A 23,282-nucleotide genomic window follows, 5' to 3' on the forward strand; every position below is an offset into this window, starting at 1 on the left:
AATTTCGCTAATGCCCAGCGTGTATCGATATCGGTGTCGGCATCAGTGCACGCGATGAACGTGCAGGGTGCGCGACTCGAAACGCTTCGAGAGCTCCTCGGACGGCAACGCCTTGCAGACGAGCCATCCCTGGATATGGTCGCAACCCATCTTCGTGAGCAACTCGCGCTGCGCCTCGGTCTCGACGCCTTCGGCGACGAGTTCGAGTTCCAGCGTGCGCGCAAGGCCCACGACCGCGTTGACGATCGCCTGATCGTTACGCGAGGTGAGCAGGTTCTCAACGAAGCTGCGGTCGATCTTCAGTTTCGAAAGCGGAAAGCGCTGCAGGTACGCGAGACTCGAATACCCCGTGCCGAAGTCATCCACAGCAAAGCGGATGCCCAGGCCCGTCAGTTCTTCGAGCAGCTTGACCGCGTGCTGCGGATCCTGCATCAGCAGGCTTTCGGTAATTTCGAAGACCAGCCGACGCGGATCGAGCCCGGTGAGCTGGATCGCCTCCTGTACGCTGTCCTTGAAACGCGGATTGCGGAACTGCTGCGGCGAGACGTTGACGGCGATGTACTGCAAGGCAATGCCTTGCTCGTCCCATTGCGTCAATTGCATGCAGGCCGCTTTCAAAACCCAGTTGCCGAGATAATTAATCAGCCCGACGGATTCCGCAAGCGGAATAAACGTTGAAGGCGGCACGAGACCGTGCAATGGATGTTGCCAGCGGATCAGCGCTTCGACCCCGACCACACCGCGCGTCGCGCTGCTGGTAATGGGCTGGAAGTGCAGCGAGAACTCGCCGTTGCGCACGCCGTCGTAGAGATCCGACTCAAGCTTGAGCAGCAGCGCATCGGTCGGATCGTTGTCGGGTACATGCAACATCAAGGTGTTGCCGCCGGCGGCCTTGGCCGTCTGCAGCGCCTGGTCGGCGCGGCGGATCAGCGGCGTCGTGTCCGGATGGCCGTCTGCCGGCGCATCGGTTGGCGCGGCTTCGGCGTTCGAAGCCGTGCTGGCCTGGATGCGCTGATCCGGATGGAAGGCAATGCCGATGCTCGCGGACAGATGCACGGGCTGGTCGCGGAACGTATAGGGCTGCAGCACGGAAGTGAGCAGGCGGCGCGCGAGCGCTTCGGCGGCCACGCGGATGTCGCCCGGTTCGCCGCGCAGTTGCGGCGTGATCAGGATGGCGAATTCGTCGCTGCCGATGCGGGCGATCAGTTCGCCTTGCAAGGCGAGATGGCTCAGGCGGCGCGCGGTCTCGCGCAGCAGTTCGTCGCCCGCGTCGTAGCCGAGCGCGCGGTTCACGCGCTGATAGTCGTCGAGGTCGAGCAGCAGCAGGGCGACCGGCACGCCATGCGCGTCGGCTTCGGCCTGGGCGCGTTCGAGCGCGGGGCCGAGCGCGGCCTGGTTCGGCAGGCCCGTAAGCGGATCGTGATGCAGCGCATGCGTGAGGCGCGCCTGCGCGCCTTGCCATGACGAGACGTCGAAGCCCGCAATCGCGAAGCCGTCCATGCCGGCGTAGGACGCGCGCTGCACGCGCAGCTCCACCGCCATCGGATAGGTCAGGGCCTTGATGAGATCGACCGTGGTTTTCTCGACGCCGCCGCTTTCCAGCGCACGCACGAACAGGGCGTCGAGGCGCGCGAGATGTTCGGGGGCGACCAGGTCATGCAGCGTCGCGCCGAGCAGGAACTCGCGGTGGTAACCGGCAAAGCGCAGGCTCGCGTCCGAAACGTAGAGGAAACGCAGGTTGCGGTCGACGTGCACGAGGAAGTCCACCGCGGCGGCGGTCTGCTCGAACGAGCGCGAGACGGCGTCGGAGTGCGGGACGGGCAGGTTCGGCACGGGTGCGCCGCCGGGGTTGGCCGGGGTGGACGGGTTGGACATGAGGCCCGCGTGTCCCGGATGGCCCGATGCCGCCTGGGCATAGGCCGTGCCGCCCATGTCAGAGGCGGCGGGCACGAGCGGCGCGCCATTCGCCGCTGCAAGCGGAACGCCGGGTGCGCCAGCGCGGCCGGCGCGTGCCCGCAGGCGGTCCATGACCGTGCGTAGCCAGCCCGGGCGGGGCGCGGTGATCCTGTTCGCTTCCATGTGTATCGCTGGCAACCTGTTTACTAGTCGGCGTGTATGCGTCGTTCGTGTCAGTCGCGCGGCGTGCGGCCACCGGCATGACACGCCCCATCAGACCAAGATATCGACCACTCGAACGAAATCTTTAGTGGCTGGACAGAAAAATCGCCCAGATGGCCAGCTCCCCGCCAAGCCCGATGCCAGCACGCCCAGATTCGGTTAAAGTGGCGCCGGTCGGACGTCCCCGGCGATGCAGAATGCATGCTCAGCGCCCCGCGCGCAAGAGTTTAGGTTAGTCTTTTGCTTCAGCCTGATACGAACCGGGGCGCCAGACCGGCCATTTTCCAGTACGTCAATTTTTGACCGGTTATTGTCCGATCAGGTTCGCGAAACCGGAACCCATGCAAGTGGGGGCCGCGCGCACCGGGTCTTCGAGACCGAATTTATTCGCCCGAGTCTTTTCGCCATGTCCGATTCATCGTCAGCGTCCGCACGACCGGAGCCTCCGGCCGAGCCAGGCGATAGTGGCTCCGGCACTCCGCAGTCCAGCCTGCCCGCGCAGTCGGATTCATCGTCCGCGTCGCAGAGTGCCGCGCCGTCTGCCCTGAGCGCCACGGTGCAGCCGTTCGTCTATCTGGGCCGCCAACCGATCCTCGACCGCAACGGCGCGCTCAGCGCCTATGAGCTGCTGTTCCGCAGCGGCCCGCAGAATCGCGCCGATGTCTTCGACGACGCGCTCGCCACCGCCCAGGTGATGACGCGCACGATGGGCCAGCTTGGCGTGCCTGCCGTGCTGGGACACCATTACGGCTACGTCAACATGAGCCGCGAGCTGCTGTTCGACGACATCGTCCATCTGTTGCCGCCCGATCGCTTCGTGCTCGAAGTGCTGGAGCATGTGGGCTTCGACACGGCCGTGCTGGAGCGTCTCGCGCAGTTGCGCCGCGCAGGCTACCGCATCGCCTTCGACGACGTGACCGCGCTCACCGACAGCCTGCGCCGCGCGCTGCCGTACGCCGACATCATCAAGATCGACCTGATGCAGACCGAGCGCGCGGCGCTGCCCGCGCTCGCCGCCGCCATCGCCGCCGAAGGCAAGACGCTGATCGCCGAGAAAGTCGAGACGCGCGAGGACTTCGAGTACACGCGCGACCTGGGCTTCGACCTGTTCCAGGGTTACTTCTTCGCGCGCCCGCAGGTGCTGCGCGCGCCGAAGGTGCGGGCCTCGCGTCTTGCGCTCGTGCGCCTGCTTGCGCTGGTGGCGGGCGACGTCGGCATCGCCGAACTCGAAGCCGAGCTGCGCAGCCATCCGGGCGTGGTGGTGCAGCTGCTGCGTCTCGTCAATTCCAGCGCCTATGCGCCGGGCCGGCCGATCTCGTCGCTGCGCGAAGCCGTGCTTGCGGCGGGCACGCGCCAGATCGCGCGCTGGGCGCAGCTGCTGCTCTATGCGAGCGGTCGCGACCTGCCGTGGAGCTCGGATCCGCTCGTGCAGCTTGCGGGCACGCGCTCGCACTTCATGGAACTGGCCGCGCGCAGCCTCGCGCCGAACGACGCCGATTTCGCCGATGCGGCTTTCATGACCGGCATCTTCTCGCTGGTGCACGTGCTGGTGGGCTCGACGCCCGCGCACACGCTTGAGCGCCTCGGGCTGTCGCGCGAGATCAGCGAAGCCGTCGATGGCCAGCGCGGCGAGCTGGGCATGCTGCTACGTGTGGCCGAAGCCGCCGAACAGGGCGACGACCAGCTCGCGCAGTCGCTTGTCTCGCAGGCGGGTGGGCGCTTCGAGGCGCTCACGCCGCCGTTGCTCGGCGAACTGAACCTGTGGGCGAGCGCGTGGTTCTCGGCCTATGCCGATGGCTGAAAGGCGCGTGTAACGTCCGTTTGGCACGCTTGAGGCATGTCTAAGGCACGCCGTTTGCGCATCGCAAGCCGCAATCGGCGCCGCCGCGCATGAGGCCCGCCGCCGCGTTCTGCGCGCGCGGGCCGAGTGTGATCCAATAGGGGCGCTCGCCGCGACGCAAGGTCTGTGCATCTGCACGTGCGGCGATCCGTTCAAGGACCACGAGGAAATCCGACATGAAACCGAGGTATTTCGCGGCCGCCGCAGCGCTCGTGTGCGCGGGACTTTCGCTGTTCGCGCTCAGTGCCCAGGCCACGCTCAAGCCGGGCGACCCGGCGCCCGACTTCACGACCCAGGCGTCGCTGGGCGGCAAGACCTACACCTATTCGCTCGCCTCCGAACTCAAGAAAGGCCCTGTGGTGGTGTACTTCTATCCGGCCGCATTCACGAAGGGTTGCACGATCGAAGCGCATGAATTCGCCGAAGCCGTGGACGAGTACAAGAAGTACGGTGCGACCGTGATCGGCGTTTCGCACGACAACATCGACACGCTGACGAAGTTTTCGGTGAGCGAGTGCCGCAGCAAGTTCCCGGTGGCCGCCGACGAGGATTCGAAGATCATCAAGTCCTATGACGCGTCGATGCCGCTGCATGCGTCGATGGCCAATCGCGTGTCCTACGTGATCGCGCCGGACGGCAAGGTCATCTACGAGTACACGAGCCTGTCGCCCGACCAGCACGTCGAGAACACCCTGCGCGCCGTGAAGGAATGGGCCGCGCAGCATCCTCAGCAATAGGCGGGCAGCGACTGCGGCGATATCGCGTCAATCGGCGTGCATGACGGCCTTGCGGTGAGACAAGTTCTCGCCGCCGCGCCGATGCCACGAGCATGAGGCGCTGGTATCGTGCGGTTTTTCCGCTCTGTCTCCCGGTTCGCGCGCACGCTTTGCCGCGTGCGCGCCGTCCGTTTCCCGTATGCCCATATTCGTCCTGCTGTTTGTATTCGCCGCGCTGGTTTATGGCGCGGTCTGGTCTTATGACGCCATCGCCGCGCAATTCGGCACCGGCGTCGCGATTGGCGCCGCCGTGGTGGCGGCGGCCATCGTCAGCGCGCTCATTGCTCACTGGCTGCGCCGCCGCCGCGACATCGCGCCCAACCTGCGCGGGGAGGGCGACTGGACGCATCGCGTCACCGGCCCGTGGGGCGAAGCGCGGCTGGCCGCCGACAAGCGCCTGTGCGAAATCACGCAAGGCGAGGAACACGGCGCCTACATCTTCGCGGATATGCAAGGCGCACAGCCCGAGCGCGATGCGAACGGCTGGCACGTCGCACTGCGCGTGGCGGACGCCCGCAAGCCGCTCTGGCAATTGCCCATGCCCGGCGAGCGCGAGGCGAAGCGCTGGTCGCGCATTTTTACGCTGGCGATCGCGCAGAAGCTTTGAACTGCCCATGAACTGACCAGCGAACTGACCAGCGAACTGACCAGCGAACTGACCAGATTTGTAACTGCCTGATTCTTATGCTTGATTTCTCACTGTTCGGTCATAGATCGCCCATGCTGCGCACCTGTTTTCTTGGCCTCGCGCTTGCGCTGAGCGCACCGCTTTTCACCGCCTGTGACCAGCAGAAAGTCGCGGATGCCGTCAACGCGATCAAGCCCGATTCGATGGCGTTCGGCGGCCTGAAGATCGGCGAGTCGACGGTCGAGGACGTGCGCCGCCAGGCCGGCAAGCCCGAGATCGTCTGGCAGAACGACGATGGCACGGAACGGCTCGAATACCCGCGTGGCCCGAACGGCCTGAACACGTGGATGCTCGACTTCGACGCCGACGGCAAGCTCGTCGCCATGACGCAGGCGCTGACTGCGCAGAATATCGCCCAGGTGGTGCCGGGCATGACCCAGGACGATGTGCGCCGCCTGCTCGGCAAGCCGGCCGAAGTCGCGAAATACGCGCTCAGCCACGAGGAAGTGTGGAGCTGGCACTGGGCCGAAGGCGGCGTGACCGGCGATGGCATGTTCAATGCGCACTTCTCGCCAGACGGGCTGGTGGTGCGGACTTCGCGCTCGGATGCGCCGGGGCATGGGACGCACTGAAGTTGCATTCAGGTTGCACTGAAGCGGTCGTGAGCGCTTGATTGCGCGGAGGGTGAAGTGATGAAGCGTCTGTCGTTGCTGTGGAACGTCGTGAAGGGCGATGCGCGGGTGCTGTGGTACGCGCTGCGCCAGCCCGGCAGGCCGGTGTGGCTGCTGCCGGCGACCGTGCTGCTCGGGCTTTATGCGCTCGATCCGTTCAATATCGCGCTGCCGGTGGCAGGCGTGATCGACGACGGCATCATCGTGCCGCTCGTGCTGCATCTGCTCGTCAAGTGCCTGCCGATGGAGATGAGGCGGGCGGGGCGGGCTTGAGGGGCTTGAGGAGATTGTGAGTGGACATGGCGCCCACGCCCTCAAGCGTGGCGCACCACCGCAAACACCTGTTCCGCGAACAGCACCAGCGCCACCAGGATCATCGCCGCGCCCGATAGCTGGCTGACGACGCGCGCGGCCTTCGGGCGCGTGCTGAGCACCGCTTTCGACCCCAGGCCGACGACCGAATACACCGACGCGCAATTGAGCATGTGCAGCGCGCCGAGCACCACGATCTGCACGGACACCGACCATCCCGCGCCGGGGCGCGTGAACTGCGGCAGGAGCGCGACGAACAGCAGGATCGCCTTCGGATTCAGCCCGCTGATCGCAAAGCCGCGCATCGCCCAGCCCTGGCGGCTTTGCTGGCCTTGGTCGTCGCCGGCCGAAAGCTGCGACGCGGGGCGCAGCAGGGTCTTGACGCCCAGCCAGAGCAGGTATGCGCCGCCCACCACGGTCAGCACGGAGAGCACCGCAGGCACGCTCGTCACCAACGTCCCGACACCTGCCGCGACCACCAGCGTGATCGCCAGATAGCCGAGCAGCATGCCGCCCACCGCAGGCGCGATCACGCGTCCGCGCAGGCCGGCGGAAATCGCATAGGCCCAGTCCGCTCCCGGCACCATGACGAGAGAGAACGAGACGATCCAGAACGCGGTCAACAGACTTGCTTGCACTGCTGTACTTCCCTTTATTTCCGATGATGCGCGCTGCGTCTATCCCCCTGGAGGACGCGCGCGCGGAGGTCGCAAATATTAGGGTTTTGGAGCAGGGAAGTGCTCCCTAAATCTTGTCAGCAGACGCTGAACGGCGCTAATATTTCGCGCATGGACGCCATAGACCGCAAGATTCTTGCTGAGATCCAGCAGGATGGACGACTTTCAATCACCGAGCTGAGCGAGCGCGTGGGCTTGAGCCTTTCGCCATGCCAGCGGCGGCTGCGCGCGCTCGAAAGCGCAGAGGTCATCAGCGGCTATCGGGCGACGATCGAGCCGTCGGCGGTCGGGCTGAATTTTTCGGCGATCGTGTTCGCGACGCTGCGCGAGGGCAGTAGCGAAAACGTTCACGATTTCGAGGATGCACTCGTCGACATTCCCGAGATCACGCGAGCCGAGCGCCTGTTCGGCGAACCCGACTACATGCTGCATGTCGTCACGCGCGACCTGAAGGCGTTCCAGACGCTCTACGACCGCCGCCTGTTGCCGCTGCCTTCGGTGCTGCGGCTCACGTCCACGCTCGTGATGAAGAGCATCTTCCAGGATCGTCCGCTGCCGCTTTGACGAAGGGCGCGCGCCATAAAAAAAGCGGCTGAAGCTTTCGCCCCAGCCGCTTTCGCTTCTTGCCGCATCGATCCGCTTATTCCACCGCTCGCGGCGGCGGCGCGATCTTGCCGCGTTTTGCGTCCCACCAGACGCGCAGGCGATCCATATACAGGTACACCACCGGCGTCGTATAGAGCGTGAGCATCTGGCTCACGATCAGCCCGCCGACAATCGAAATCCCCAGCGGCGCGCGCAGCTCGGCGCCTTCGCCGCTGCCGAACGCCAGCGGCAGCGCGCCCAGCAGCGCCGCGAACGTCGTCATCATGATCGGCCTGAAACGCAGCAGGCACGCCTGGAAGATCGCATCGCGCGAACTCAAACCCTGGCGCGACGCCTCGATCGCGAAGTCGACCATCATGATCGCGTTCTTCTTGACGATGCCGATGAGCAGGATCACGCCAATCAGCGCGATGATGCTGAACTCCGTCTTGAACAGCAGCAGCGCGAGCAGGGCGCCCACCCCCGCCGAAGGCAGCGTCGAGAGAATCGTGAGCGGATGGATATAGCTCTCGTACAGGATGCCCAGCACGATATAGACGGCCAGCAGCGCCGCCAGGATCAGGATCGGCTGGTTGTCGAGCGACTGCTGGAACGCCTGCGCCGTGCCCTGGAAGCTGCCGTGGATGGTCTGCGGCATGCCGATCTCGGCCATCGTGTCGTAGATGGCCTGGGTCGCGTCGGAGAGCGACTTGCCCGGCGGCAGGTTGAACGAGATCGTCGACGCCACGAACTGGCTCTGGTGATTCACCGACAGCGGCGTCGTGCCCGGCCCGAACGAGGCGATGGCCGACAGCGGAATCATCGTTTCCTTCGAGGTGGACACGGCAGCGCCCGACGACGCGCTCGACTTGCCGCTCGCGGCGAGCGAGTTGGTTGCCAGGTTGCGCGCCGAATCGGCGGCAAGGGCCGCGGCGCTCGAACTGGTGGTGCCGCTCGTGCCGCCCGTCGATGCGCTCGACGTCGCGGTCGTGGGGCCGCTCACCGTGCCCGCCGTCGCGTTGGTGCTTTGCGCGCCGCTCGCCGTGCCGCCCGAGGTGCTGACCCAGATCTGGTTGAGCATCTCCGGGCTCTGCCAGTACTGCGGCGCGACTTCCATCACGACGTGGTACTGGTTCAGCGGGTTGTAGATCGTCGAGACCTGGCGCTGGCCGAACGCGTCATAGAGCGTGTTGTCGATCTGCGAGGGCGTGATGTTCAGCCGCGCGGCGCTCTTGCGGTCGATCGTCACCATCGCTTCCAGGCCGCCTTGCTGCTGGTCGGAATTCACGTCGGCGAGCTCGGGCCGCGCCTGCAGGGCTTCGGTGAGCTTCGGCCCCCACTTGTAGAGATCGGTGGTGTTGTCGGCGAGCAGCGTGAACTGGTACTGCGCATTCGACTGCCGACCGCCCACGCGAATGTCCTGCACCGCCTGCAGGAAGGTGCGCGCGCCCGCTACGTCCGAGAGCGGCCCGCGCAACTGCGCGATCACCTGGTCGGCGGACAGCTTGCGCTCGCTCTTGGGCTTGAGCGAGATGAACATGAAGCCCGCGTTGGTCGCGCGCCCGCCCGTGAAGCCCGCCACCGAATCGACGGCCGGATTCTGCTGGACGATGCGCTGCATCTCGGCGAACTTCACCTTCATCGCCTGGAACGAGGTGGACTGGTCGGCCTGGATGCCGCCGATCAGCCGGCCCGTGTCCTGCTGCGGGAAGAAGCCCTTCGGCACGATCACGTAGAGCACGACGTTCAGCGCGATGGTGGCGAGCAGGATCGCGAGGATCAGCAGCGGCCGCGCGAGCGCCCAGCCGAGCGTGCGCTCGTAGCCGCCTTGCAGGCGCATGAAGCCCCGTTCGAGCCACTGTGCGAAACGGCCTTCCTCCTTCTTTTCGTGCCGCTCCTCAAGCAGGCGCGAGCACATCATCGGTGTGAGCGTGAGCGAGACGGCCAGCGACACCGCAATCGCCAGCGACAGCGTGAGCGCGAATTCGCGGAACAGGCGCCCGACGATGCCGCCCATCAGCAAAATCGGCAGGAACACGGCCACCAGCGACACGCTGATCGAGAGCACCGTGAAGCCGACTTCGCGTGCGCCGAGCAGCGCTGCCTGCATGCGCGGCACGCCGTTTTCGATGTGCCGCGAGATGTTTTCCAGCACCACGATCGCGTCGTCGACGACGAAGCCCGTCGCGATGGTGAGCGCCATCAGCGAAAGGTTGTCGAGCGAGAAGCCCATCAGGTACATGGCCGCGAAGGTGCCGATGATCGAGATGGGCACGGCCACGCTCGGGATCAGCGTGGCGCGCCAGTTGCGCAGGAACAGGAACACCACCATCACGACGAGGGCGACGGCGATGATGAGCGTGCGCTCGGTGTCCTTGAGCGACGATCGGATCGTCACCGAGCGGTCGGAGGTGGGGATCACTTCGACGTCGGCGGGCAGCGAGGCCTTCAGTTGCGGCAGCATCGCGATCACGCGGTCGACGGTCTCGATGATGTTCGCGCCGGGCTGGCGGTAAAGGATCACCAGCACCGAATGCTTGCCGTTGGTCAGGCCAAGGTTGCGCAGGTCTTCCACCGAATCGACGACTTCGCCCACGTCCGAGAGCTTCACGCCCGCGTTGTTGCGGTAGGCGATCACAAGATCCTTGTACTGGCTGGCCTTGCTCGCCTGGTCGTTGGTGTAGAGCTGGAAGCGCTGCGGGCCGAACTCGATGTCGCCTTTCGGGCTGTTGGCGTTGGCGGAGGCCAGCGCCGCGCGCACGTCTTCCAGGCCGATGCCGTAGTGAAACAGCGCGTGCGGCTCCAGCTCGATGCGCACCGCCGGGTTGGCGGAGCCGTTCACGTCGACTTCGCCGATCCCGTCCACCTGCGAGAGCGACTGCTGCAAGACCGTCGCCGCCGAGTCGTACAGCTGGCCCGGCGTGAGCGTGGGCGAGGTGAGCGCGAGAATCAGGATCGGCGCATCGGCGGGGTTGACCTTGTGGTACGTCGGGTTCGAGCGCAGGCTCGTCGGCAGGTCGGCGCGCGCGGCGTTGATGGCGGCCTGCACGTCGCGCGCGGCGCCGTCGATGTCGCGATTGAGGCCGAATTGCAGCGTGATGCGCGTGCTGCCCACCGAGCTTTGCGAGGTCATCTCGCTGACGTCGGCGATCGAGCCCAGGTGCCGCTCCAGCGGGCTCGCCACGCTGGTTGCGACGGTTTCCGGGCTCGCGCCCGGCAGCGTCGCCTGCACCGAGATGGTCGGGAAGTCCACCTGCGGCAGCGGCGCCACCGGCAGTTTCGTGAACGCGAACAGGCCGGCCAGCGCGATGCCCAGCGCAAGCAGCGTGGTCGCGACGGGGCGAGAAATGAAGGGGCGCGAGAGATTCATCGCGTCAATGCTCCGCGTCCGGCGAAGGCGTCGGCGGTGTCGGCGGCGTCGGTGGCGTTGGATTGGATCCGCCGCCAAAGCGCTTGCGCATGCGCGCCGCGAGCGCGTCGAAGGCCAGATAGATCACCGGCGTCGTGAACAGCGTGAGCGCCTGCGACACGATCAGGCCGCCCGCGATCGCGATGCCCAGCGGGCGCCGCAATTCCGAACCCGCACCCGTGCCGAGCATCAGCGGCAGCGCGCCGAGCAGCGCCGCCATCGTCGTCATCATGATCGGGCGAAAGCGCAGCAGGCACGCCTGATAGATCGCCTCGCGCGGCGCCTTGCCTTCGTTGCGTTCGGCGTCGAGCGCGAAGTCGATCATCATGATCGCGTTCTTCTTCACGATGCCGATCAAGAGCACGATGCCGATGATGCCGATGATGTCCAGATCGTGCCCGGTGATCATCAGCGCAAGCAGCGCGCCGATCCCCGCCGAGGGCAGCGTCGACAGAATCGTGATCGGATGCACGAAGCTCTCGTAGAGCACGCCCAGCACGATATACATCGTCACGATGGCCGCAAGGATCAGGAACAGCTCGTTCGAGAGCGACGCCTGGAACGCCAGCGCCGCGCCCTGGAAGCGCGTCTGGAACGAGCCTGGCAGACCGATCTCCTGCTCGGCCTGCTGGATCGCCTTGACTGCCGCGCCCAGCGATGCGCCCGGCGCGAGGTTGAACGACACGGTCGTGGCCGGGAACTGCGACAGGTGCGAGACCAGCAGCGGCGCGGGCCGCTCGTGGAACTTCGCAATGGCCGACAGCGGCACCTGGCCCGTCGTCGACGTCGAGGAGGGCAGGTAGATCGAGTTCAGCGAATCGGTGTAGTGCTGCATCACCGGATCGGCTTCGAGGATCACGCGGTACTGGTTCGACTGCGTGAAGATCGTCGAGATGATGCGCTGCCCGTAGGCATCGTAGAGCGCGTTGTCGACGGTCGCGGGCGTGATGCCGTAGCGCGCCGCGCTCGCGCGGTCGATCTCGATGAACACCGACGAGCCCTGATCCTGCAGGTCGGTCGCGACATCGGCGAGTTCCGGCACCTGCTGCAGGCGGCGCACGAGCTTGGGCACCCAGGTCGTGAAGTCCTGGATGTTGGGCGTCGTGAGCATGAACTGATACTGCGTCGGGCTTACGGTCGAGTCGATCGTCAGATCCTGCACCGGCTGCATGTAGAGCGTCGCGCCCGGCACATGCGCGGTCGATTGCTGGAGATCGCGGATGATCTCGCTCGCGGTCTCGCTGCGGTCGTCGCGCGGCTTCAGGTTGATGAGCATGCGCCCGCTATTGAGCGTGATGTTCGAGCCGTCCACGCCGATGAACGACGTCAGGCTCTCGACGTTCTCGTTCTTCAGGATCTCGTTGGCGAGCGCCTGCTGGCGCTCGGCCATCGACGCATACGAGACCGACTGCGGCGCCTGCGTGATTGCCTGGATCACGCCCGTGTCCTGCACCGGGAAGAAGCCCTTGGGCACCACCACGTAGAGAAAGCCCGTGAGCACCATCGTGATCGCGAACACCAGCAGCGTGAGGCGCTGGCGCGCGAGCACCCATTCGAGCGCCACGCCATAGCGGCCGATGATGTAGTCGAAGAACGCGTGCACGCGCGTCTCGAAGCGGCGGCTTTCGGTGGGCGGCGTGTGGCGCAGCATCTTCGCGCACATCATCGGCACCAGCGTGAGCGAGACGATCGCCGAAATCACGATGGTCACGGCGAGCGTGATCGCGAATTCGTGGAACAGGCGCCCGACCACGTCGCCCATGAAGAGCAGCGGAATCAGCACGGCGATCAGCGAGACCGTCAGCGAGATGATGGTGAAGCCGATCTGCTTCGAGCCCTTGAGCGCGGCTTCGAGCGGCGTGTCGCCGTCCTCCACGTAGCGCGCGATGTTCTCGATCATGACGATGGCGTCGTCCACCACGAAGCCGGTCGCGATGGTCAGCGCCATCAGCGAGAGGTTGTCGAGCGAGAAGCCGCACAGGTACATCACGGCCAGCGTGCCGATCAGCGAGAGCGGCACCGAAAGACTCGGAATGATGGTCGCGTAGATGTTGGCGAGGAACAGGTACATCACCAGCACGACCAGCACGACCGACATCAGCAGTTCGAACTGCACGTCGCGCACCGAGGCGCGGATCGTGGTGGTGCGGTCGGTGACGATCTGCACGTCGAGCGACTGCGGCAGCGATTCCTGCAACTGCGGCAAGAGCGCCTTGATGTTGTCCACGACCGCGATCACGTTCGCGCCGGGCTGGCGCTGCACGTTCAGGATGATCGCGGGCGTGTCGTCGACCCACGCGCCGAGCTTGGTGTTCTCCGCGCCCTGGATGATGTTGGCGACGTCGGTGAGCATCACCGGACGGCCGTTGCGATAGGCGATCACCGCGTCCTTGTAGGCGTCGGCGTCGGTGAGCTGGTCGTTTGCGTTGATGGTGTAGGCGCGCGTCGGGCCGTCGAAGTTGCCCTTCGGCGTGTTGACGTTCAGGTTCGAGATGCTGGTGCGCAGGTCGTCCAGGTTCAGGCCGTAGGCCGCGAGCGCGCGCGGGTTCGCCTGGATGCGCACGGCAGGGCGCTGGCCGCCCGACAGGCTCACCAGACCCACGCCCGCGACCTGCGAGATCTTCTGCGCGAGACGCGTGTCGGCGAGATCCTGGATCTGCGTGAGCGGCAGCGTCTTCGAGGTGATCGCGAGCGTGAGGATTGGTGCGTCGGCGGGGTTGACCTTGGCGTAGATCGGCGGCGCGGGCAGGTCGGAGGGCAGCAGGTTGCCGGCCGCGTTGATGGCGGCCTGCACTTCCTGTTCGGCGATGTCGAGCGGCAGGTCGAGGCTGAACTGCAGCGTGATGACCGAGGCGCCCGCCGAGCTTTGCGACGACATCTGGTTGAGCGACGGCATCTGGCCGAACTGGCGCTCAAGCGGCGCCGTGACCGAGGACGTCATCACGTCCGGGCTCGCGCCCGGATAGAAGGTCTGCACCTGGATGGTCGGGTAATCGACTTCAGGCAGCGCGGACAGCGGCAGGAAATGCAGGGCGACGAGACCGACCAGCATGATCGCCGCCATGAGCAGCGCCGTGCCGACCGGGCGCAGGATAAAGGCGCGGGACGGATTCATGCGGCTTACTGGCCCGAAGTCTCAGAGGCGTGGCGGCGATGGTGGTGCGCGCCTGACGCGCCCGAAGCGGCGCCGGCCCAGGAAGCGCCCGATGCCCCTGATGCACCTCTCGCGCCCGAAGCGTGCTTCGGATGGGCGGCGGGAATCGTGATCTTCGCGCCTTCGCGCAGGCGGTCGGAGCCGTCGATCACCACGCGCTCGCCCACGGCGAGCCCCGAGGCGATGCTGGTGCGCTCCGCGTCGACCGGGCCGACCTTCACGACGCGCACCGTCACGGTGTTGTCGGGCTTGACCACATACACATACTGGCCCTGCGAGCCGTTGAGCACGGCCGAGGTCGGCACGATCACGGCGTTGTGGATCGTATCGACGAGCAGGCGCGCATTGACGAACTGGTTCGGGAACAGCGACTCGTCGCTATTGGCGAAGCTCGCGCGCAGCTTGACGGTGCCCGTGGTGGTGTCGATCTGGTTGTCGATGGTCTGCACGAAGCCGTTTTGCAGCAGCGTCGTGTTGCTGCGGTCATAGGCGGCCACGGACATCTTCGTGCCCGCGTGCAGCTGCTTCATGATCGACGGCAGATTGTCTTCCGAGGTCGTGAAGATCACGCTGATCGGCTGCAACTGGGTGAGCACGACGAGACCGTTGGTGTCGCCGGACGTCACATAGTTGCCCGGATCGACCTGGCGCAGGCCGACGCGGCCCGACACCGGCGCGGTGATGCGCGCGTAGGTGAGGTCGAGCTTGTAGGTGTCGATGTTGGCCTGATCGGACTTGACGGTGCCTTCGTATTGCTTGACGAGCGAGGCCTGCGTGTCGACCTGCTGGCTCGCGATCGAGTCCTGCGCGAGCAGCGTCTGATAGCGCTTGAGGTCGAGGCGGGCGGTGGCGAGCAGCGCCTGGTCGCGCGCGAGCTGGCCTTCGGCGTTGGAGAGCGAAATCTGGTACGGGCGCGGATCGATCTGGGCGAGCACGTCGCCCTTGTTGACCATCTGGCCTTCCTGGAAGTTGACGCTTTGCAGCGTGCCCGATAGTTGCGTGCGCACCGTGACGTCGGCCAGCGGCGTGACCGTGCCGAGCGCGGTGATGACGATGGGCATGTCGCCGGCCTGGGCCGTCGCCACGCTTACCGGCTGCGGCATGCTGGCGAACGCGCCGCCGGCGCCGCCGCGCCCCATGTGACGGCCGCCGCCGCCGCTGGCGGCATTGGGTGCGCCCGCACCGCCGTTCGGGTTGCGGTTCCAGGGCTGCCAGCGCCACAGCACGATGGCCGCGACGATCAACACGACCGCGATCGCAATCAGCTTGCCGCGGCTCTTGCGCGGTGCCGCAGTGCCCGTGGCGGGCGAGGGCGGCGTATCTCGACGAGGTGAATCCGGGCGCTTTTCTTGTTGATCCATCGGTCAGGTCGGTTGCGTGTAACGGGGTAACGGCGACGTGCGTAGCGACGACGTGCGTGCCGGTTGTGCGGTTTGGCGCGTGCGGGCACGAGGCAAAGGCTGCGGCTGCGGCCAGGTTTGCCGATGCTACGCGAGTTGCGCGCAAGCTTGATGTCAGGTGGCGGCTGGCTGGCCCGCGAGGGCGGCTGGCGGAGGACGAAGGACGATGTGCGGGCGCCGCCACGCAAGCGTGCGCGCTTGCGACGGCGTACTAATGACTGACCGACGCCTTACCGGCGGCTCACGCCACCCGAAAAGCATGATGCTACGTTGCGCCCTTTGTTACCGTCCAGTGCCGTATCTTTCGAGGCGTTACGGAGGTTACAGGACGTATCGGCCGTGTGTAAGGATTTGGGCGTTCGGGTGTCGGTCTTTATTGATCAGAGCCTCGTGGAAGTGCCCGCGTGAATGCTACGCGGGCCGCACGGGCGCGGGCAGGCATGCCGTGCCGCCGATTTCACCGGCGATGCGCTCGACGCATTCGCGCAGCAGCGGCACCGCGTGCGAGACCAGCCAGTCGCGCGGGCACTGCTGGGCAGCGCCGCCGCAATTGATGGCGTAGAGCTCGCCGTTGGGGCCGGCAAAGGCGCCCGCGATGGCGTTCAGGCCTTCGTACCACTCGCCGATGGCCATGGCGTAGCCCTGCGCGGCGGTCTCGGCGAGCGCGGCGTCCAGGCGGCTGCTGACGAAGCCCCAGTCGTTGCCCGCGGCGGCCTGCAGGGCGGTGCTCAATTCGGCGCGCGAAGCCGTGTCGAGCGCCACCAGATAGGCGCGGCCCACGGCCGTGCGGCTCATGTCGATGCGCGAGCCGACTTCGAGACGCGAAACGAGCACGGCGGAGCGCGGCCGGATCGCGTCGATCACCACCATGTCCAGCCGGTCGCGCACGGCGAGGTGCACCGACAGCGCGGTGCGCTCGGCCAGACGCGTGAGGAAGGGGCGCGCGCGTTCGCGCAGGTCGGCGTTGCGCAGGAAGCCGCTCGACAGTTCCAGCACCGACGACGTCAGCACGAAGCGTTCGCTATCGGGCAAACGGGCCAGGAAACCGGTGGAGACGAGCGTGCCCGTCAAGCGCGAAAGCGTCGCTTTGGGAATGCCGGTAAGCTCCGTCAGTTCGCGATTGCCGAGCGGTGCTTCGGCGGCGGCGATGGCGCGCAGGACGGCCAGGCCGCGCGCGAGCGCGGTGACTTCCGCGGTGACTTCGTCGGCGCTGCCGTCTTTGGCGTCCCGCGCCGCTTCGCCGCGGGAGGGGGAGTTGGAGGTCATCGGCAAAGCTCTCAGGTGTGGTTGTTGGTTTGTCGTGTTGTTGTGTGTGTTTTCTGGAACACTATTTCAACTTTTATTGCATCGTGTGCAAATTCGATACGCATGGCAGAAGGGGCGAAATCCCGGCGCAAAGCCCATCTGTCGGACGAAAGCCACGTGGAGCGGGGAAACGCGGGCCATATCGGTATCTAAAAAACATAATCCGTTATGTTTGATAGTTCGCGTAATCTGGCGAGATTTTGCTTGACTTAGTCAGCATATGGGTAAAAAATGGAATCTAATTTCGACAGGATCTGAAATCCTGACTACACGCAAGAAAACAGGCTTTTTTGCACCAATATTGCGCGTAGTTTCGGTTTCGGCGGTCATGGCGCAGTCGTATGGAAAGGGTTTGAATTGTTTCGATGACGTTTTAAAGCATCGGCCTGAACCCGGAACCTCGCGAACCTTGCGGGGTTTTTAAGTGTCTCGGGTTATGCATAACGCATAAATCACGATTCCCCTCCACGATTGGCTGCCGGCCCCATCCAGTGGTCGATTACCGGCTCTCAGGTTCTAGCACGGCCCTCGGAATGGCTAGAACTTTTCAAAGCGTCACGTTCACACGTGGCGCTTTTTTTTCGCTGTGCGCCAGCGCACATCGTCCCTCAATTGCGCTGATCACTCTCACTTCATGGCCATGCCCGGCGCACGTGAAGGGGCGCTCACGTACTATCGCCACGCACCCGTTCGATGGAGCGGCACATGTTATCCGAAGATGAACTGGCCTTGCTTGAAGCAATCCGCGAGAGCGGCAGTCTGTCGCGTGCCGCCGCGCGCCTGAACAAGGCGCCTTCGACCGTCTCGCATGCGGCGCGGCAGCTTGAGGCCCGTTTCGACGCGCTGCTGTTCGACCGGCGCAGCTATCGCCTGCAACTCACGCCCGCGGGCCAGTTGCTCGCCGACGAGGCGGCGCGGCTGATGCAGGACGTCGCGCGCATGACGCAGCGCGTTCGCCAGGTGGCGAACGGCTGGGAAGACCGTCTTTGGATCGTCACGGACGAAATCCTCGAATTCGAACTGCTGATGCCGGTCGTGCGCGACTTCGACGCGCTCGACTCGGGCGTGAGGCTGCGCTTTACCCACGAGGTGCTGGCGGGCACCTGGGAAGCATTGCGCGACGGTCGCGCCGACCTGATCGTCGGTGCGACCAACGAGCCGCCCGCGATCGCCGGCCTGCACTGGTTCGAGCTGGGCGTGATGGAGTGGGTGTTCGCGGTGGGGGCGCGCCATCCGCTGGCCGCTGTGGCCGAGCCGCTCACGCGCGAGCGCATCCTGGCCGAGCGCAGCGTGGCGGTGGCCGATTCGTCGCGCCATACGCCCGGGCGCGCGTACGGGCTGCTGGGCGGCCAGGACGTGCTGGCGGTGCCGACGATGCGCGCCAAGATTCTCGCGCAGCGCGATGGGCTGGGCGTCGGCTGGGTGCCGCGCGAGCGTGCCGCGAAGCTGCTCGCCAGCGGGGAGCTTGTCGAGAAAGACACCGCAAGCCCGCGCGAGCCGAACGTGCTCTACGTGGCGTGGCGCGCCGGGCGACCCGGCCGCGCGCTGCAATGGTGGATCGACCAGTTGCGTCAGCCGCGTCTGGCGGCTCGGCTGGTAAAGGGGATTGAAGTCAGCGCCTGACGTGCGAAGTCGGCAAGATGTTCGAAGATTTCGTATATGTCCGTCGTGGAGGTTGTACGGCAACACAGTTGAGTCTCGGCACTATGACGTTACGGTCCAGCACGGGCCACCCTTCCCAAACCGGAGAAACGCCATGAAACGCTTTGCCAATAAAACTGTCCTCGTCACCGGCGGCACCAGCGGTATCGGTCTTGCCACCGCACAAGCCTATGCAGCCGAAGGCGCACGTGTCGTCGTGACCGGCCGCGACGAAGCCGCGCTTGACGCCGCCCGCAAGATCCTCGGCGCCGATGCGCTGGCGTACCGCAACGACGCCGCGTCGCCCGCCGCCTCGCGCGAACTGGCCGCTGCGCTGAAAGAAGAGGGCGTGAGCCTGGACGCCGTGTTCATCAACGCCGGTGTCGCGAAGTTCGCGCCGTTCGACCAGGTCGACGAAGCGCTCTGGGATCAAAGCTTCGACATCAACGTGAAGGGCGCGTACTTCCAGATCCAGGCGCTGCTGCCGCTCCTGAACAAGGGCGCTTCGATTGTCCTCAACGGTTCGATCAACGCGCATATCGGCATGCCGATGTCGTCGGTCTATGCGGCGAGCAAGGCAGCGCTGGTGTCGTTCGCGAAGACGCTGTCGGCGGAACTGCTGCCGCGCGGCGTGCGCGTGAATGTCGTCAGCCCCGGCCCCGTGACCACGCCGCTGCACGGCAAGATCGGTATGGACGACGCCACCAAGGAAGCGCTCGCTGCCCAGATCCCGCTCGGACGCTTCGGCACGGCGGCGGAGCTGGCCTCGACGGTGCTGCACCTGAGCGCGGCGGAATCAGCGTTCATCGTCGGCACCGAGATCATCGTCGATGGTGGCATGAGCCAGCTTTGAGCGTAAAAAAAGCGCGGGCGGTGAAGACCGCTCGCGCTTTTACGTCAGGGCGTCGCTGAACGCGATGCAATCAGGAGACGGTCTCGCGCTCCGGCGTCGCGCTGATCTTGTGGATCGAGAGATCCGCGCCGTTGTATTCGTCTTCCTGGTCGATGCGCAGGCCCACGGTCGCGCGCAGCACGCCATAGACCACGAAGCCGCCGACCGACGCCATCACAATGCCGGCCAGCGTGCCGACGATCTGCGCGCCCAGCGACACGCCGCCGATGCCGCCCAGCCAGCGCGCGCCGAAGATCCCCGCCGCAATGCCGCCCCACGCGCCGCACAGACCATGCAGCGGCCACACGCCGAGCACGTCGTCGATACGCCAGCGGTTCTGCACGCAGGTGAACATATAGACGAACAGCACGCCCGCGACCGCGCCCGTCGCCAGCGCGCCGAGCGGATGCATGATGTCCGAGCCCGCGCAGACGGCCACGAGACCCGCGAGCGGCCCGTTGTAGGTGAAGCCCGGATCGTTGCGGCCCGCGGCCCACGCCGCGAGCGTGCCGCCCACCATCGCCATCAGCGAGTTCACGGCGACGAGGCCGCTGATCTTGTCGATGGTCTGCGCGCTCATCACGTTGAAGCCGAACCAGCCCACCGCGAGCACCCATGCGCCGAGCGCGAGAAACGGAATGCTTGAAGGCGGATGCGCCGCGATACGACCATCGCGCGAATAGCGGCCATGACGCGCACCGAGCAGCAGCACGGCCGGCAGCGCGACCCAGCCGCCGAACGCGTGCACGACGACAGAACCCGCGAAGTCGTGGAAGGGCACGCCGAACACATGCGTGATCGCGTCCTCGAAGCCGAGGCGGTTGTTCCAGACCATGCCCTCGAAGAACGGATAGATGAAGCCCGTGATGACGAAGGTCGCGAACAGTTGCGGATTGAACTTCGAGCGCTCGGCGATGCCGCCCGAGACGATCGCCGGAATCGCCGCCGCGAAGGTCAGCAGGAAGAAGAAGCGCACCAGCTGATAGCCGTTGTGCTCGGCCAGCAGCGTGGCCGGCGAGAAGAACTGCACGCCGTAGGCGATTGTGTAGCCGATGAAAAAATAGGCGATGGTCGAGACGGAAAAATCCACGAGGATCTTCACGAGCGCGTTGACCTGATTCTTCTTGCGCACGGTGCCGAGTTCGAGAAACGCGAAGCCTGCATGCATCGCGAGCACCATGGCGGCGCCCAGCAGCAGAAATAGCGTGTCGGTACCGCTTTTGAGATTGTCCATCCTTGCGTCCTGCATTTGCCCTAAAGGAGCGCGTTAAGAGCAAGTTATGGGCCAGGTGTGCGCCAGGATGGTGCCGACAGGATCCGTGTTGCGCCCGAGCCAGGCATTCTGGCAGTGCGCGTGTGCACCGCAGAGGGACTCGAACGGTGTCTCGTGCGCTGACATCGCGCGTGATGGTCATGTTGGTGCGCGGCTTTTGCGGTGCGGCCAGGCACACTTTCAGTGCGTGCGTGCAACGTTGGTGAGCGGACGTTCCAGAGTGGGGCGTATTATTCGTTTTTCCTTTCTGAATCAGTGGCTTGTCGGCTATTCGAAATAATAGGATAGCGCGCTGGACGGCGGGTTCTGCTCCGGCAGTTAGCCCGCACGCGGGGCGCAAACGCCGACATAATGGCGAATCGACATTTTCCGCCGTCCTCACGCTCCGAACCGCCACTCAATGCGCCTCACCACCAAAGGGCTGTTGCTGATCGCGATACCCGCCGTTTTCGAGTTGACCTTGCTGTCGGCCATCGTCAAGGCCGAGGCCGACGCGGAAGCCGCCGAGCGCATGGGGCAGCACAGCCAGGAAGTGCTGGCGCAGGCGGGCCGCGTGCTGGAGCCGGTGCTCGTCGAGTCGGTCAAGCTGCGCGGCGCCGTGGCCGCGAATAACGCGGCGTTCTCGACCCCGGTCGGCACCTGGATGGACGTGGATCGCCGCATCGACCGGCTGGTCGATCTGGTCTCCGATAACCCCTCGCAGGTCGCGCGCGCCGTGCAGATCCGTCAGACGGTGCAGGGCTACCGGCAGTGGTCGGATCGCATCCAGGATCTGCTGCACTCGGGGCGGCGCGCCGATCTGGTCGAACGCTTTCGCACCTTCGCCGATTTCGACGTGCTCGATCGCGTGCGCACCCAGGTCAGCGCGTTCCAGACCGAGGAGCGGCGCCTGGACGTGATGCGCGTGAGCGCCGCCGAGCAGGCGCGCGCGCAGCAGCAGACGCTGGTAATGACGGCGGTGATCGGCTCGATCATGCTGGTGGCGCTCGCGGTGTGGCTCTTTACGCGCGGCGTGCGGGGGCGGCTCGATGCGCTCTCGGACAACGCCGGGCGGCTTGCCGGCAACGAGCCGCTCGCGCCGCTCACGAGCGGCAACGACGAAATCGCCCAGCTCGATCTCACGCTGCACCAGATCAGCCAGCGTCTGGTGGAGGCGGAGCGCCTGCGGCTGGGTTTCCAGGCCGACCTCGCGCGACGCGCCGAACAACTGGCGTCGATCAACGAAAACCTGCGTCAGCAGACCCAGGAAAACGAGATGTTCATTCACAGCGTGTCGCACGATCTGCGTGCGCCGCTCGTGAACCTGCAAGGCTTTTCGCGCGAACTCAATCATGCCTGCGACGACCTGCGCGAACGCGTGGCGAATTCGTCGCTGTCGCCCGAGGCGCGTGAGCGCGTCGAGCGCGTCATCAACGAGGATATCGCCGAGGCGCTGCGCTACCTGCAAACGGCGGTGCTGCGCGCCTCGCACATCATCGACGCGTTGCTGCGCCTCGCGCGCGTGGGCCGCGTGGAGTACCGGCGCCAGCGCGTGAACGTGCAGGAACTGGTGCAGCGCGTGGTCGACGCGATGCATGCCTCCGTGCGTGCGCGTCAGGCGCAGGTGAGCGTGCGCACGCTGCCGCCCGTGTGGGGAGACCCGACGGCGCTTGAGCAGATCTTCGCGAACCTGATCGGCAACGCGCTCAATTACCTCGATCCGTCACGCGAAGGGCGCGTCGAGATCGGCACCGCCAATGCGCCGCCGGGCGTCGAGTCACTGCAGATTTTCTATGTGCGCGACAACGGGCTGGGCATTCCCGAGGTGGCGTTGCCGCGCCTGTTTCAGGCGTTTCAGCGCATGCACGGCAATGTCGCGCCGGGCGAAGGGATTGGTCTCGCGCTCGTGCGACGGATGGTCGAGCGGCACGGCGGGCGCGTGTGGGTGGAGTCGGTGGAAGGCGAAGGGACGACGTTTTATCTGTCGCTGCCCGACGCGCTGGCGGTGGTGCCGCCCGCGCCCGGCGAGGCTGCCGCGCTGATGGCGGCACATGAACGCGAATTGCGCGGCGGCGATGCCGACGAAGGCGAGGAGCTAGCCGTGATGAGCAGCGGGAGCGCGGCGTCGCAGGCAGGTGGGTTGCCGGGCGGCTGGCGTGCAGGAATCGGGAACCAAATCGGGACTCAAATCGGCGCGCAAATCAGCACGCAAATCAGCACGCAAACAGACGGCGCTGCTTGAGCAACTGGTGTCCGCGCACCGACCACAGGCATCCCGCCAGGGCAAGCACGAACACGACGACCAGCGCGCCGCGCGGGCTCAGATAAGGCGCGACCGGAATCTCTCCTGGTGCGGCGAAAGTGCGCTGCAGCATCAGCAGCGCGGCCCATAATGCGACCGCCGCCTGGATCAGCATGCGGCGGCCGCGCACGTGGCGCGCGCGTTCAGTCGAGGTGCCGCGGCGGCTCGAGTTGCGGCAGAAGAAGGCGATTGCCATCAAGACAATCGCGAGAAGAACGATCCAATCCGTGAGCGCCATCGCGACACACTCCAGTGTTATGACAATACGTAAAGGCGTTATTGTCGGGAGTGCAGATCGGCGCCTGGATCAGAGCGTTCCT

General features: G+C 65.7%; 17 protein-coding genes. 9 read left to right on the top strand and 8 right to left on the bottom strand.

Annotated elements, in window-relative coordinates; translation table 11 throughout:
- Nucleotides 1-42: 42 nt before the first annotated feature.
- Nucleotides 43-2,079 (bottom strand): putative bifunctional diguanylate cyclase/phosphodiesterase, encoded by a 2,037-nt coding sequence (locus BBA01S_RS21215; protein WP_027818211.1) that lies wholly within the window; start codon nucleotides 2,077-2,079, stop codon nucleotides 43-45.
- 445 nt (nucleotides 2,080-2,524) lie between these two features.
- On the opposite strand from BBA01S_RS21215, the gene BBA01S_RS42070 reads away from it, so the two are divergent.
- The 5 genes from BBA01S_RS42070 to BBA01S_RS21245 all read left to right on the top strand — a co-directional run bounded on the left by BBA01S_RS42070 (nucleotide 2,525) and on the right by BBA01S_RS21245 (nucleotide 6,306).
- Nucleotides 2,525-3,919, top strand: a complete 1,395-nt coding sequence (locus BBA01S_RS42070) for an EAL and HDOD domain-containing protein (RefSeq protein WP_084162423.1) — start codon at nucleotides 2,525-2,527, stop codon at nucleotides 3,917-3,919.
- Nucleotides 3,920-4,134: 215 nt separating this feature from the next.
- On the top strand, nucleotides 4,135-4,695 hold the full coding sequence (locus BBA01S_RS21230; protein ID WP_027818212.1) for a peroxiredoxin: 561 nt from the start codon (nucleotides 4,135-4,137) through the stop codon (nucleotides 4,693-4,695).
- A gap of 178 nt (nucleotides 4,696-4,873) precedes the next feature.
- The gene (locus tag BBA01S_RS21235) at nucleotides 4,874-5,341 is read left to right on the top strand and encodes a hypothetical protein (RefSeq protein WP_027818213.1); all 468 of its coding nucleotides are present in this window, start codon (nucleotides 4,874-4,876) and stop codon (nucleotides 5,339-5,341) included.
- 113 nt (nucleotides 5,342-5,454) lie between these two features.
- Complete coding sequence (gene bamE, locus BBA01S_RS21240; RefSeq protein ID WP_027818214.1) at nucleotides 5,455-5,994, top strand: outer membrane protein assembly factor BamE domain-containing protein; 540 nt, start codon at nucleotides 5,455-5,457, stop codon at nucleotides 5,992-5,994.
- Nucleotides 5,995-6,054: 60 nt separating this feature from the next.
- On the top strand, nucleotides 6,055-6,306 hold the full coding sequence (locus BBA01S_RS21245) for a YkvA family protein (RefSeq protein ID WP_027818215.1): 252 nt from the start codon (nucleotides 6,055-6,057) through the stop codon (nucleotides 6,304-6,306).
- 41 nt (nucleotides 6,307-6,347) lie between these two features.
- Here the strand turns inward: BBA01S_RS21245 and BBA01S_RS21250 are convergent, their stop codons facing one another.
- Nucleotides 6,348-6,983: a LysE family translocator gene (locus tag BBA01S_RS21250; protein ID WP_156966024.1), complete on the bottom strand. Its 636-nt coding sequence runs from the start codon at nucleotides 6,981-6,983 to the stop codon at nucleotides 6,348-6,350.
- Nucleotides 6,984-7,133: 150 nt separating this feature from the next.
- Here BBA01S_RS21250 and BBA01S_RS21255 point away from each other — a divergent pair, with 150 nt between their 5' ends.
- Nucleotides 7,134-7,586 (top strand): Lrp/AsnC family transcriptional regulator, encoded by a 453-nt coding sequence (locus BBA01S_RS21255; protein WP_027818217.1) that lies wholly within the window; start codon nucleotides 7,134-7,136, stop codon nucleotides 7,584-7,586.
- A gap of 76 nt (nucleotides 7,587-7,662) precedes the next feature.
- Here the strand turns inward: BBA01S_RS21255 and BBA01S_RS21260 are convergent, their stop codons facing one another.
- From BBA01S_RS21260 to BBA01S_RS21275, 4 genes are all read right to left on the bottom strand, one after another.
- A complete protein-coding gene (locus tag BBA01S_RS21260; RefSeq protein WP_027818218.1) occupies nucleotides 7,663-10,977 on the bottom strand; it encodes an efflux RND transporter permease subunit in 3,315 nt (1,104 codons plus the stop codon).
- 4 nt (nucleotides 10,978-10,981) lie between these two features.
- Entirely contained in the window at nucleotides 10,982-14,131 is a 3,150-nt protein-coding gene (locus tag BBA01S_RS42075; protein ID WP_042297644.1) for an MdtB/MuxB family multidrug efflux RND transporter permease subunit, read from the bottom strand.
- Between the two features lie 5 nt (nucleotides 14,132-14,136).
- Entirely contained in the window at nucleotides 14,137-15,531 is a 1,395-nt protein-coding gene (locus BBA01S_RS21270; RefSeq protein WP_027818219.1) for an MdtA/MuxA family multidrug efflux RND transporter periplasmic adaptor subunit, read from the bottom strand.
- A 450-nt stretch (nucleotides 15,532-15,981) separates the two neighbouring features.
- Nucleotides 15,982-16,836, bottom strand: coding sequence for an IclR family transcriptional regulator (locus BBA01S_RS21275; protein ID WP_027818220.1), 855 nt, complete (start codon nucleotides 16,834-16,836; stop codon nucleotides 15,982-15,984).
- 744 nt (nucleotides 16,837-17,580) lie between these two features.
- Between BBA01S_RS21275 and BBA01S_RS21280 the strand changes: the two genes are divergently transcribed.
- Nucleotides 17,581-18,498, top strand: a complete 918-nt coding sequence (locus BBA01S_RS21280) for a LysR family transcriptional regulator (RefSeq protein WP_027818221.1) — start codon at nucleotides 17,581-17,583, stop codon at nucleotides 18,496-18,498.
- Between the two features lie 133 nt (nucleotides 18,499-18,631).
- Nucleotides 18,632-19,369 (top strand): SDR family oxidoreductase, encoded by a 738-nt coding sequence (locus BBA01S_RS21285; protein ID WP_027818222.1) that lies wholly within the window; start codon nucleotides 18,632-18,634, stop codon nucleotides 19,367-19,369.
- Nucleotides 19,370-19,439: 70 nt separating this feature from the next.
- Here the strand turns inward: BBA01S_RS21285 and BBA01S_RS21290 are convergent, their stop codons facing one another.
- Entirely contained in the window at nucleotides 19,440-20,642 is a 1,203-nt protein-coding gene (locus tag BBA01S_RS21290; protein ID WP_027818223.1) for an ammonium transporter, read from the bottom strand.
- 439 nt (nucleotides 20,643-21,081) lie between these two features.
- Between BBA01S_RS21290 and BBA01S_RS42080 the strand changes: the two genes are divergently transcribed.
- Nucleotides 21,082-22,902, top strand: coding sequence for a sensor histidine kinase (locus BBA01S_RS42080; protein WP_084162425.1), 1,821 nt, complete (start codon nucleotides 21,082-21,084; stop codon nucleotides 22,900-22,902).
- Here the strand turns inward: BBA01S_RS42080 and BBA01S_RS21300 are convergent.
- The gene (locus BBA01S_RS21300; RefSeq protein ID WP_027818224.1) at nucleotides 22,874-23,200 is read right to left on the bottom strand and encodes a hypothetical protein; all 327 of its coding nucleotides are present in this window, start codon (nucleotides 23,198-23,200) and stop codon (nucleotides 22,874-22,876) included. The two genes, BBA01S_RS42080 and BBA01S_RS21300, sit on opposite strands and share 29 nt — an antisense overlap.
- Between the last annotated feature and the right edge of the window lie 82 nt (nucleotides 23,201-23,282).

It is taken from the genome of Paraburkholderia bannensis NBRC 103871, from assembly GCF_000685015.1.
GTDB lineage: Bacteria > Pseudomonadota > Gammaproteobacteria > Burkholderiales > Burkholderiaceae > Paraburkholderia > Paraburkholderia bannensis.

Excerpts from the sequence above, each read along its gene's own strand:
- BBA01S_RS21260 (WP_027818218.1), bottom strand. The coding sequence starts at position 10,977 with ATGAATCTCTCGCGCCCCTTCATTTCTCGCCCCGTCGCGACCACGCTG.
- BBA01S_RS21255 (WP_027818217.1), top strand. The coding sequence starts at position 7,134 with ATGGACGCCATAGACCGCAAGATTCTTGCTGAGATCCAGCAGGATGGA.
- BBA01S_RS21290 (WP_027818223.1), bottom strand. The coding sequence starts at position 20,642 with ATGGACAATCTCAAAAGCGGTACCGACACGCTATTTCTGCTGCTGGGC.
- BBA01S_RS21285 (WP_027818222.1), top strand. The coding sequence starts at position 18,632 with ATGAAACGCTTTGCCAATAAAACTGTCCTCGTCACCGGCGGCACCAGC.
- BBA01S_RS21215 (WP_027818211.1), bottom strand. The coding sequence starts at position 2,079 with ATGGAAGCGAACAGGATCACCGCGCCCCGCCCGGGCTGGCTACGCACG.
- BBA01S_RS21230 (WP_027818212.1), top strand. The coding sequence starts at position 4,135 with ATGAAACCGAGGTATTTCGCGGCCGCCGCAGCGCTCGTGTGCGCGGGA.
- BBA01S_RS21235 (WP_027818213.1), top strand. The coding sequence starts at position 4,874 with ATGCCCATATTCGTCCTGCTGTTTGTATTCGCCGCGCTGGTTTATGGC.
- BBA01S_RS42075 (WP_042297644.1), bottom strand. The coding sequence starts at position 14,131 with ATGAATCCGTCCCGCGCCTTTATCCTGCGCCCGGTCGGCACGGCGCTG.
- BBA01S_RS42080 (WP_084162425.1), top strand. The coding sequence starts at position 21,082 with ATGCGCCTCACCACCAAAGGGCTGTTGCTGATCGCGATACCCGCCGTT.
- bamE (WP_027818214.1), top strand. The coding sequence starts at position 5,455 with ATGCTGCGCACCTGTTTTCTTGGCCTCGCGCTTGCGCTGAGCGCACCG.
- BBA01S_RS42070 (WP_084162423.1), top strand. The coding sequence starts at position 2,525 with ATGTCCGATTCATCGTCAGCGTCCGCACGACCGGAGCCTCCGGCCGAG.
- BBA01S_RS21280 (WP_027818221.1), top strand. The coding sequence starts at position 17,581 with ATGTTATCCGAAGATGAACTGGCCTTGCTTGAAGCAATCCGCGAGAGC.
- BBA01S_RS21270 (WP_027818219.1), bottom strand. The coding sequence starts at position 15,531 with ATGGATCAACAAGAAAAGCGCCCGGATTCACCTCGTCGAGATACGCCG.
- BBA01S_RS21300 (WP_027818224.1), bottom strand. The coding sequence starts at position 23,200 with ATGGCGCTCACGGATTGGATCGTTCTTCTCGCGATTGTCTTGATGGCA.
- BBA01S_RS21245 (WP_027818215.1), top strand. The coding sequence starts at position 6,055 with ATGAAGCGTCTGTCGTTGCTGTGGAACGTCGTGAAGGGCGATGCGCGG.
- BBA01S_RS21275 (WP_027818220.1), bottom strand. The coding sequence starts at position 16,836 with ATGACCTCCAACTCCCCCTCCCGCGGCGAAGCGGCGCGGGACGCCAAA.